Origin of the sequence: Ancylomarina longa, assembly GCF_003996985.1 — a bacterium.
GTDB classification, from domain to species: domain Bacteria; phylum Bacteroidota; class Bacteroidia; order Bacteroidales; family Marinifilaceae; genus Ancylomarina_A; species Ancylomarina_A longa.
This window is the reverse complement of the sequence record NZ_RJJX01000027.1, coordinates 39,284-49,770: the sequence shown is the minus strand read 5'-3', so window position 1 is coordinate 49,770 and position 10,487 is coordinate 39,284. Positions and strand designations below refer to the sequence as shown.

Genomic DNA, 10,487 nt, shown 5'->3' with positions numbered 1-10,487 from the left:
ATTTAATGTTTCAAAATTTTTCATTGCTATAAGAATTAAATGGTCAAACTGTATTTACTAGGAAAATAAAAGGATTACGGTCAAAGGATTATTTAGACAATAATGTCTTCACAGATAGATTTATCTTGATATCCACCTTTAATGTTTTTCAGGTCCTGGGTATTTAGAGTTTCAAAATTTTTCATTGTTTTTTCAGATTTATAGGAAATGATTACACCCCTTTATTCCGGTTTTTAGCAAAAGGTAACCCTGAGAACTCAACTTTTTTTTAAAAAAATCCAAAAAAATGATTTATATTTAAATTATTTTAATGTTTATGACGCTTATAAGTTATTAATTATGAGTTGATTAGTAAATTACACCTGGACGTGAAAAAAAATCAAAAAAAAATCACTCTTTTCTCTCTTTTTGTGCTGTTTCTATTGGTTGGGAACGCAAATGTGAAAGTCAATTTAGGAAATAGAGCTTCCAAAACAGAGCAAATTGTTCCAACAGATACACTTCTTGTTCAACAATTCAATCGTGCGGTTGATTTTTTAAGGAAGGGGGACTTTCAATATTCTCAGCAATCATTCCAAAATGCAATTCAAACCATTCAAAAAGGTGAAATTTTGGATAAAAATATGGTGTACAGAACCTATGTAAATTATGGAGTGTTACTGAAACGAGTGGGGAGAAAAAATGAAGCTATAAAATATTACCAGTTAGCAGAGAAGTTCATCCTGAAGGAATTTGGAGAAAATTCTAGTAAATTAATTCCTATATATGTTAATGAGGGAGTGATATTTTATAATTTTGGAAATTTAATTAAGGCTCAAAATTATTATGAAAAAGCCATTAATTTGCTACATAAGCATACTAATTTAAGATGGTTAGCACTAACTTATAATAATTTGGGAGTAGTTTTTTATAATAAGGGAGAATACTCAGAATCTCTTAATTACTATTTAAAAACCTTATCAATAAAGAAAAAATTAAAAATTAAAAATTCTTTTGCAACATATAATAATATTGCCAATTGCTATAAAAAATTAGGAAATTATAAAAAAGCCGATAATTACTTTCAAATAAGTATTGAGGATGTAAAAAATAATTGGGGGGAAAATTATTATTTATTGGCAGATTCCTATTTAAATTATGCCGTTTTTCAGGGGGAATTCCATAAGGATAAAAATGTACTTCCCTATTTAAATAAGGCATACGATATTTATTTGAAAAATCTAGGTTTAAAACATTCAGATACTGCACGTTGTTTGTTTAATTTTGGGGATTTCTATAGCTCTAAAAAGGATTACTATAAAGCTTTAAATTATTACCAAAAAGCAATGATCTCTGAATTGGATCAATTTCAGGACAGCAGTATTTATACGAATCCTTCCATTCATAAAATAGAACCACAATTGGCTATTCTTCAAATTTTAAAAGCCAAAGCCGGAGCTTTTCATCACATATTTCTTAAAAACAAACAGCTTAACGATCTTGATTTTAGTTTACAAACCTACGATTTGTGTTTGGATATAATTGATAAGATAAGAATAGCTTACCAGGATGAAGAAAGCAAATTTGCTCTTTCGAAAAATGAGAACGATACATATACAGTAGCTATAGAGCTTGCAGTTCAATTGTATGAACTTACTAAAGATGTTACTTATAAGGAAAAAGCTTTCCGGTATGCTGAGCGTTCAAAATCTGCAAGCTTAATGTCCTCTTTAAACGATGTAAATGCCAAAAATTTTGGTGGTATTCCAAAGGATCTTCAGGAACAGGAGAGACGTTTAAAAATGGATATTGCTAAATATCGTGAATCTGTTTACGAAGAAAGAAAAAAAGCTACTCCCGACCGAAAGAAAATGGCGGAATGGCAAGACACACTTTTCAATCTTAACGAGGAATACAACCAAATGGTATTAAGATTCGAAAAGGAATACCCTGACTATTATGCTCTGAAATACGATACCAAGACAATAGATATAAAAACACTTCAAAATCGATTAGAAAATACTAGCGTTTTTCTGGAGTACTCCCTTTCCGATTCAGCTTTATTCACCTTCGTAGTTACTAAGAATAGTTTCGATATACAAAGGCAATCCGTTAGTTCTGAGGATATTGATTTTAATCTCAAAGAAGTTCGTACTGCTTTAAAAACAAATGATTTTTCGAAGAAAAGTGTGGATTATTATAAGAGTTATACTTATTCTGCTCATCAGTTGTATAAGTATTTAATTCACCCCAATGACAGTCTTATTCAGAATAAAAAGTTAGTAATTGTTCCGGATGGTAAAATGGCGTATATACCTTTTGGGGTGCTACTAAAAGATCAGGCAGATACTAGTCGGATGAATTACAGAAATCTGAATTATTTAATTAGAAATAATACAATCACCTATAATAATTCAGCAACTTTAGGTTTTACAGCTAAAAAAAGCAAATCACATTTTCTATCTAATAATGAGGTGCTTGCATTTGCTCCTTCTTATGAAAATATTAGTGATTCTATTCTATATACAAAACGATCTGTTCGCGAAAAGCTTTATCCACTACCAGGTGTAAAAGAAGAGGTGAAAAATATTTCTAAAGTGATTTCCGGGGATATTTATATGGATAATGCAGCAACCGAACGTAATTTTAAAGAGCATGCCGGCGATTACGATGTTCTTCATCTTGCAATGCATACCATTATTGACGATAAAAATCCAATGTACTCAAAATTGGTTTTCACTCAGGTACCTGATTCCACGGAGGACGGTTTGCTTAATACGAATGAAATCTATAACATGAAATTTAACGCACGAATGGTGGTGTTGAGTGCGTGTAATACCGGAGATGGAAAATTATTGAAGGGAGAGGGTGTGATGAGCTTAGCACGAGGTTTTTTCTATGCTGGTTGCCCTAGTATTATAATGACTTTATGGACCGTTGAAGATAAAACCGGCTCTAATCTGATGACTAATTTCTACAGTTTTCTTGCTCAGGGAATGGACAAGGATGATGCTTTACGACAGGCGAAATTAGAATACTTAAAAACTGCGGATCCTTTAAAATCTCACCCGTATTTCTGGTCTGGATATGTAACACTGGGTGATGTTGAACCTTTGTATAACAATAATTTGATTTGGAGATTAATATATCTAGCTATAGGTTCATTTGGAATCTTTATGGTATTCTTTTTTCTTAGGCGTAGAAGGAAAAAACTAAAGGCATAAGATATCGAAATGTTGTGAAGATAATAGCTTCAATTGCAGGTAATTAAAACTTATAATTTTTTGTCTATTTCATAGAAAATTATCCTAAATAAAAATTTAATTTGTCTTGTATTTTTTACTTCATAGTAATTATCATTACTATCTATTGGCATAGATTATATATTTTTCAATCTTCCATTAAATTTTATCCTTGAATTAATTATACCCTATTTATAATAGGTTTATGCGCAATTTACGTTACTTTCTTAATTGTAAAATAACTTTATATGGTCTGATAACTTGTGGAAATAAGGAAAGCCATTCGAATTCGAATGGCTTTATATAATTTGATGAATGAAATTATAATCTATTCTATTCTAGTCTATTAAGAATTTCCCTGGCTTTTGTTTTATAAAAACTATTTCCTTTAGCAATAGAATTAAACTGAACTATGGCTTTATCACGCTCGTTAGTCATCAGATAACAAAAACCTAAATACCATTCAGTCTGCTCTATAAACAGGTTGTTTTTATGACGCATTACTCTGTCGAAATTCTTATTTGCTTTAGAATATTCATTAATTTCTAAATTAGAAACTCCAGAATAAAAGTTACCTGTGATGTTAGTGCTATCCTTATCTAATATTTTTTTGAATAAGCTTAGTGCTGTACGATAATCTTTCGACTCATAACTCTTAAGGGCACTTACTAGCAGATTGTCGACAGTTACGTCCGAGGAACGAGTATTAATTACAACATTATAAGGTTTATAATAATTACTGTAGACCTTATCATTAGAATAGCTGCTTTTATGGTTGGTTAGGTACATTAAACTCCCTAATCCAATTAATAAAGCTAAAGATGCTGCAGTAATATTCCACTTAGAAAGATATTTATATTTGCGCTTTTTCGTTTCTGTTGGTGGAGTTTCAATAGATTCCAGCTTATTTCTTAAATCCATAACATCCTGTTCCATTATGGCATCCTCAACTTCCTCATGCAAACTCAGCTCTAATTGAAGATCTGAATCATCAAGAAGATTTTTCTCAAATTCTTTTAATTGTTCGTTAGACAATTCACCGTCAAGAAAATCTTCAATTCGGTCAAAATTAGTATCATTCATCATATACTTCTTTAAATTGTTTATCACTTTTAATACTCTCTATCAGCATTTGTTTACACTGATATTTTCTTTTTTTAGCATACTTTTCACTTTTATAACCCATTATTTCGGCAATTTCCTGTAGAGAAATTTTTTCCAGGGTTAGTTGTAGTACCTTTTGGCAATCAACACCTAACAGTTGAAAATGTTTTTGATACAAACGATATTTTTCGGTCAGTTCATACGTTTGTGATACTTCATCCAATCTGTTGTCTAAAATAGCTTCTGAATTAATTTCATTACTATTTTTTCGTTTTTCAAGTTGCTTTAGCCATAAAAGTCTGCAAATGGAATAAATGTATGTTTTAAAATTACAACTAAGAGTCAAAGGCTCTTTTTTCATTTTACGATAAATCACAATAACGGCCTCTTGGAAAAGATCTCTTGCATCTTCCTCGTTTCCATTATTGTTTTCTATAAAAGTGCAAATACTTGGAAAGAACTTTTTATAGATGTAATTTAATACATCATTATTGCTCATACTTATTCCTTCAAGTATTGCTTCCGTAGTGTAATCCATATTTCCTACCCCTTTATTCCCTTTTTTGCTAAAAGGTAACCCTCAAAAAGTGAAAAAAATTAAAAAAAAATCAGCCAAAGCATGTAAGTAGCTGAAAATGAGTAATAAGGACTGATAAAAATTTTAAGAATATGTGCGCTATGCATAGAAATACTAATCACTATTAACATAAACATGAGCAATATACTATTATTCTTTCAAAATTGGACAGAAATAAATTATTTTATTTTGACGAAAGTCTAAAAATGAAGTGTTAATAGAATAAAAATAGGCTTAAACAATGAAGAATAAAAAAACCGACCTTCGTTTGAAGATCGGTTTCTGGTGGGCGATATAGGATTCGAACCTATGACCCCTTGGGTGTAAACCAAGTGCTCTGAACCAACTGAGCTAATCGCCCTAATTATTGGGAATTTTTGCTTTTTAATGTGGGCGATATAGGATTCGAACCTATGACCCCTTGGGTGTAAACCAAGTGCTCTGAACCAACTGAGCTAATCGCCCTTGCCCTTAAAAGCGATGCAAATATAAGTTGGAATATTTTTATCTGCAAGCATTAATTTTAAAAAAGTAAAAAAAAAATATTCCACCACCTCTATCTAAGCAGAAAGCTTTAATTTTAGGCTTTATAAAAAATTGATACTATGGATAATAATTTAGAAAAAGAGTGGAATCAGCTTTTATATAAAATCTCGGAAGACTTTGATGTGGATGCTGATTTAAATGGCACTTTACTATTGATAGGAATTCAGGAAAGGGGAATTGGTTTCCAAGAGACATATACTAAAGATGACAAAATGGAGCATATTAACTTAGCAACTTGTACGCTTTTATTAAAATGGGATTATTATAAGAAAACAGGTTATGATGAAAATAATTGGCCCATATTTGAGAAAAATAAGCTAATTCCTCCTTTTCCTAAAGATAAAGAGGAATTACTATTAAAATCTTCTATTGTAGAATATTTTAAAGAGAACGGATACTTGGAGGATATTTGATTAAGAGCACTGATTTCGTGTTTTTAAAATCAAAAAAAATATTTCCATATTTTTAAATAACATAATAACCCATTATTACTATGAAATATTTAATATTTATTGTATTCCTGTTTTTATTGGCTTCATGCCAGCAAAATTCTAAAATAGGAACGAAAAACAGGATTATTGAAATTGAAACAGACTACGGTGATATGACCATTCGACTATATGATGAAACGCCAAAACACAGGGATAATTTTATTAAGTTAGCTTCTCAAAATTATTATAATGGTACTTTATTTCATCGGGTCATTAATGGTTTTATGATACAAGGAGGTGATCCGGATTCAAAAGGTTCCAAACCTGGACAACACTTAGGGGAAGGTGGTCCTGGTTATCAAATTGCAGCAGAAATCAATCCTAAATTTTTTCATAAAAAAGGTGTGATTGCAGCAGCCCGTGAGAGTGATGATGTTAATCCTGAGAAAAAATCAGCAGGTTCACAATTTTATATTGCCCAAGGTAAGGTTTATACGAAGGGTGCTTTAGACTCAGTACAAATGCAGTTGAATAGCCGATTAAAATCGAAAATTTTTAATCAGATTCAAAGGGAGAATGTAGAAGCACTCACAAAAAGCCAAACTGATGGAGATATGAATAAGATGACCGAAATTGTTGATCGTATTCAAAATGAAGTGGATTCAATATTTAATAGTTCTAAAATTGAATTCACTAAAGATCAGATTGAAGTTTATACTACTGTTGGCGGAATACCTCATTTAGATGGAAACTATACTGTATTTGGAGAGGTAGTTAAGGGTATGGATGTTATTGACAAAATAGCAGCTGTAGAAAAAGATGATTTCGATCGACCAATTAAGGATGTGGAGATGAAAGTGAAAATCTTAAAGTAATATTTAGCAAGATTTAATAATGGAAAATGAATTTGTATAGAAAATTATTATTAGTAACAGCATTTTTATTCATGGTGTTGACTTCTTATTCACAGGCGACAAACTCAATTATTTTAATTGAAACAAACATGGGAAATATCAAGTTAATGCTTTATAAGGATACCCCTAAGCATAGACAAAATTTTCTTCAATTGATTGAAAACAAACATTTCGATGGTACTTTATTTTACCGGGTAATTAAAGGTTTTGTGATACAGGGTGGATCTCAGGATTCCAGAAATGCACCCGCCGGTAAAATGATTGGATACGGACATTCAAATAGAACCATAGAGTCGGAATTTAATCCAAAGTACTTTCATAAAAAAGGTGCATTGGCAGCTCCTCGTCAGCCGGATAAGGTTAATATTTTTAAAGAATCTGATGTTTCTCAATTTTATATTGCTCACGGCAGAGTATATACAAATGAAGAATTAATTATGATGGAAAAAGAGGTGAATATTCCATTGCGCAAAAGAATCGTTAAAAAATATCTTACCAAAAGTAAAAGAGCTATTCTAGATTCATTAAAAAAAGAAAAAAAAGTAGAGGAATTTCGGAAAATAGCTAAAAATATAAAAGAATCTATCGCATTTGAATACAATAGCTCAAATGAGAAATTGGAATTTACTCCTGAACAACGAAAAGCATATACAAGCATAGGTGGCGTTCCCCATTTAGATCACAACTATACCGTATTTGGGGAAGTAATAAGTGGTTTTAATGTGTTGGATAAAATTGCAAATCTGAAAACAGATACCAATGATAGACCTTTTCAGGATGTTAAAATGAAGCTGAAAATATTGAAGTATTGACATTTCTTTGAAAGAGTATAGTCTATAATATTTCTTCAGGTTTATAGAATAGATATACCTTTGTTTGGTGGGAATTTGAACATTGCTTAGGACTGTTATTTCTCACATTTAAAATCTATTGTGCGAATACAATCCGAAAAAACTTTTTGTAACTTTGCCGACTGTTGGTAATAAAGATGTAAAAAACATGCTTGACAAAATAAATGATCTATTAGAGGAGCTGAACGAATTTTCAGCAAATACAATTGAAGAAGTTGAACAGTTCAGAATTAAACATTTGAGTAAAAAAGGAAGTATAACTTCCCTATTTGCTGATTTTAAAAATATTGCAAACGAAGAAAAAAAAGCCGTTGGTAAAGCATTAAATGATTTAAAAACAGTTGCTTTAAATAAGGTAAATGAATTAAAAGATAGCTTTAGCGGATCTGATTTTGAAAAGTCTGGTTTGGATTTAACCTTATCGGCTGATCCAATAAAAATAGGTTCTCGACATCCACTGTCATTAGTGAGGAATGAAATTATTGAGATTTTTGGACGATTGGGATTTACAATTTCCGAAGGACCAGAAATTGAAGATGATTGGCATAATTTTTCTGCATTAAATTTCCCGGAAGAACATCCAGCAAGAGATATGCAGGATACCTTCTTTATAGAAAAGAATCCTGATATTTTACTACGTACACATACTTCCTCGGTGCAAGCTCATGATTTGCAGGAAATGGAATTACCTATTCGTTGTTTGACTCCTGGTCGTGTTTTTCGTAATGAAGCAATTTCTGCTCGAGCCCATTGTATTTTTCATCAAATTGAATGTTTATATGTTGATGAAAATGTATCTTTTGCTGACTTAAAACAAACCTTGATTTATTTCGCTAAAGAATTTTTCGGAGAGAAAACTGAAATCAGGTTGAGACCATCTTATTTTCCTTTTACTGAACCATCAGCTGAAGTTGACGTTACTTGCTCGTTGTGTGGCGGAAAAGGTTGTAATGTTTGTAAGGGAACCGGTTGGCTTGAAATTTTAGGTTGCGGGATGGTGGATCCAAATGTTTTGGAATTAAATGGTATAGACAATAAAAAATATTCGGGATTTGCTTTAGGAATGGGAATAGAGCGTATAACGATGTTAAAATATGGTATCAAAGATTTACGATTATTCTTCGAGAATGATATTCGATTTCTAGAACAATTTACAGCTGCTGGAATTTAAAAATAGCTTTGTAAGAAATAAGTATCCTCTAGGTTAAACAAGCTTTGTTAATCAATGGAATAGTAAGAAAAAATTGAAAGTGCCGGACATTATGTCCGGCACTTTTTATTGAATACAGACCTTCTAGACTAATCTTCGTGATAAATTATTTCAGAAGTTACCGAAATTACCTGCTTGTATAAAGCACTCACACCACAGTATTCCTCTTCCGACAATTTTACTGCTCTTTCTATTTTTTGATGTAGTAGCTCTTTTCCAAAAAATTCATAAATAACATGCATATTCTTATAATAGGAGGGTTTCTCTTCTGTTAATTCTCCTTCTACCGAAACTTTAATGTCCTCCACTTCCACTCGCATTTTTTTTAAAATTAATGCCATATCAATACCAGTACATCCTGCTAAAGCTGTTAACATTAGTTTTTTAGGACTAACACCTTTGCCATCTCCACCTACTTGAACTGTAGCATCAGTAATGAGTGTATGTCCGTCCATTTCAGATTTGTAGGCGAGATTTCCCAACCATTTCATTTCAACTTTGTGCTTCATAATTGTTCTATTTTAGTATTTTTCAGATCTTGTATTACTTACGCATTAATTTGTATATTTAGACCAAATTCAAAATCGTATTGATTTGAATTAAAAGTAGGAAAACGAGGCTAATCAACCAATTTTAATACAGTATTGTGTCAATATCAAAGATGGTGTTAAGCTTCTGTAAATTCTAATATTTGTGATTTCAGTTTTAAGTTGATTTAAATGAAGCAAAATCCAATTCTTCCAAATTGTAATCTGTTGGCCGAAAAGTTTGGTGAAAGTTTTCATCATCTTAGCCCTGAGGATATGAATCTTCTGTTTTGGGATGAAGATGTACATTTTTTTAAACGAGGAAATGTAATTTATTCTGAGGGAGATTCGGCAAAGGGATGTTATTTCCTTTTTTCTGGTGTTTTAAAAGTTTTTAAGACTGRTTTGGAAGGGAAAGAACAGATTATTCGCTTTTCTAAGGCGGGAGATCTTATTGGCTTTCGATCTGTTTTGAGTAAAGAAAGAGCTTGCACTTCAGCAAAAGTTATTGAGGATGCCACCGTATGTTTTATTCCAGGGAATGCTCTCACGAAATTGATTCAGGAAAATTCTAATTTTGCCTTGGAACTAATGCAGATTACTTGCAAAGAATTGGGAGAAGCCAATAATTACATTACTGATATTGCTCAAAAAACGGTTCGGGAACGTTTGGCTGAGATTCTAATTCATTTGGAGGACACTTTTGGCTTAAATGAAGAAGGAAGTCTCAAAATTTCACTTACACGGGAGGAGTTGGCAAACATGGTAGGTACCGCTACCGAATCAGTAATTCGATTATTATCCGAATTTAAAACTGATAAGCTAATTGAATTGAACGGTCGAAAAATAAAAATAATAAATCAAAAAGAACTCCGCAGGGTTGGTGGAATCTAATAAAATAGAATAACGATATGTCCCATCTGATATAATTAGATGGGTTTTTTTGTGCAAAAAAAATGGATTCACTTAAGAATTCAATGAATTAATTTCAGTAATTGAAAAATGTGATTTGTTCTACAATGAATTATTAAGATTTGAAAAACAGTAAGATTAACGATAAGTTAACTTCTATTAATAAAAAAAAACTAATTTTATTTAAATATTTG

General features: G+C 31.4%; 10 protein-coding genes and 2 tRNA genes. 6 read left to right on the top strand and 6 right to left on the bottom strand.

The features are described from left to right. Positions 1 to 92: 92 nt before the first annotated feature. Complete coding sequence (locus DLK05_RS18065; protein WP_369073576.1) at positions 93 to 209, bottom strand: ComC/BlpC family leader-containing pheromone/bacteriocin; 117 nt, start codon at positions 207 to 209, stop codon at positions 93 to 95. Positions 210 to 368: 159 nt separating this feature from the next. On the opposite strand from DLK05_RS18065, the gene DLK05_RS14670 reads away from it, so the two are divergent. After that, the gene (locus DLK05_RS14670; RefSeq protein WP_127344764.1) at positions 369 to 3,203 is read left to right on the top strand and encodes a CHAT domain-containing protein; all 2,835 of its coding nucleotides are present in this window, start codon (positions 369 to 371) and stop codon (positions 3,201 to 3,203) included. 351 nt (positions 3,204 to 3,554) lie between these two features. Here the strand turns inward: DLK05_RS14670 and DLK05_RS14665 are convergent, their stop codons facing one another. The 4 genes from DLK05_RS14665 to DLK05_RS14650 all read right to left on the bottom strand — a co-directional run bounded on the left by DLK05_RS14665 (position 3,555) and on the right by DLK05_RS14650 (position 5,367). After that, on the bottom strand, positions 3,555 to 4,304 hold the full coding sequence (locus tag DLK05_RS14665) for a tetratricopeptide repeat protein (protein ID WP_127344763.1): 750 nt from the start codon (positions 4,302 to 4,304) through the stop codon (positions 3,555 to 3,557). Next, on the bottom strand, positions 4,297 to 4,863 hold the full coding sequence (locus DLK05_RS14660; RefSeq protein WP_127344762.1) for an RNA polymerase sigma factor: 567 nt from the start codon (positions 4,861 to 4,863) through the stop codon (positions 4,297 to 4,299). The genes DLK05_RS14665 and DLK05_RS14660 overlap by 8 nt, the downstream gene beginning before the upstream one ends. 322 nt (positions 4,864 to 5,185) lie before the next feature. After that, positions 5,186 to 5,263 (bottom strand) — tRNA-Val (locus DLK05_RS14655). A 29-nt stretch (positions 5,264 to 5,292) separates the two neighbouring features. Beyond that, a tRNA-Val gene (locus DLK05_RS14650) sits at positions 5,293 to 5,367 on the bottom strand. 140 nt (positions 5,368 to 5,507) lie between these two features. Between DLK05_RS14650 and DLK05_RS14645 the strand changes: the two genes are divergently transcribed. The 4 genes from DLK05_RS14645 (at position 5,508) to pheS (ending at position 8,815) form a co-directional block, all read left to right on the top strand. Beyond that, positions 5,508 to 5,861 (top strand): hypothetical protein, encoded by a 354-nt coding sequence (locus DLK05_RS14645; RefSeq protein WP_127344761.1) that lies wholly within the window; start codon positions 5,508 to 5,510, stop codon positions 5,859 to 5,861. 80 nt (positions 5,862 to 5,941) lie between these two features. Beyond that, entirely contained in the window at positions 5,942 to 6,754 is an 813-nt protein-coding gene (locus DLK05_RS14640) for a peptidylprolyl isomerase (protein ID WP_127344760.1), read from the top strand. 26 nt (positions 6,755 to 6,780) lie between these two features. Continuing rightward, entirely contained in the window at positions 6,781 to 7,605 is an 825-nt protein-coding gene (locus tag DLK05_RS14635) for a peptidylprolyl isomerase (protein WP_369073575.1), read from the top strand. Positions 7,606 to 7,792: 187 nt separating this feature from the next. Beyond that, complete coding sequence (pheS, locus tag DLK05_RS14630; RefSeq protein ID WP_127344759.1) at positions 7,793 to 8,815, top strand: phenylalanine--tRNA ligase subunit alpha; 1,023 nt, start codon at positions 7,793 to 7,795, stop codon at positions 8,813 to 8,815. A gap of 128 nt (positions 8,816 to 8,943) precedes the next feature. On the opposite strand, the gene DLK05_RS14625 is transcribed toward pheS, so the two are convergent. After that, a complete protein-coding gene (locus tag DLK05_RS14625) occupies positions 8,944 to 9,363 on the bottom strand; it encodes an OsmC family protein (protein ID WP_127344758.1) in 420 nt (139 codons plus the stop codon). A gap of 210 nt (positions 9,364 to 9,573) precedes the next feature. On the opposite strand from DLK05_RS14625, the gene DLK05_RS14620 reads away from it, so the two are divergent. Next, positions 9,574 to 10,275 (top strand): Crp/Fnr family transcriptional regulator, encoded by a 702-nt coding sequence (locus DLK05_RS14620; RefSeq protein WP_127344757.1) that lies wholly within the window; start codon positions 9,574 to 9,576, stop codon positions 10,273 to 10,275. Positions 10,276 to 10,487 lie beyond the last annotated feature (212 nt).

What these genes read in the sequence shown, in the direction of transcription:
- DLK05_RS14665 (WP_127344763.1), bottom strand. Translation starts at nt 4,304, where the DNA reads ATGAATGATACTAATTTTGACCGAATTGAAGATTTTCTTGACGGTGAA.
- DLK05_RS14660 (WP_127344762.1), bottom strand. Translation starts at nt 4,863, where the DNA reads ATGGATTACACTACGGAAGCAATACTTGAAGGAATAAGTATGAGCAAT.
- DLK05_RS14645 (WP_127344761.1), top strand. Translation starts at nt 5,508, where the DNA reads ATGGATAATAATTTAGAAAAAGAGTGGAATCAGCTTTTATATAAAATC.
- DLK05_RS14640 (WP_127344760.1), top strand. Translation starts at nt 5,942, where the DNA reads ATGAAATATTTAATATTTATTGTATTCCTGTTTTTATTGGCTTCATGC.
- DLK05_RS14635 (WP_369073575.1), top strand. Translation starts at nt 6,781, where the DNA reads ATGAATTTGTATAGAAAATTATTATTAGTAACAGCATTTTTATTCATG.
- pheS (WP_127344759.1), top strand. Translation starts at nt 7,793, where the DNA reads ATGCTTGACAAAATAAATGATCTATTAGAGGAGCTGAACGAATTTTCA.
- DLK05_RS14625 (WP_127344758.1), bottom strand. Translation starts at nt 9,363, where the DNA reads ATGAAGCACAAAGTTGAAATGAAATGGTTGGGAAATCTCGCCTACAAA.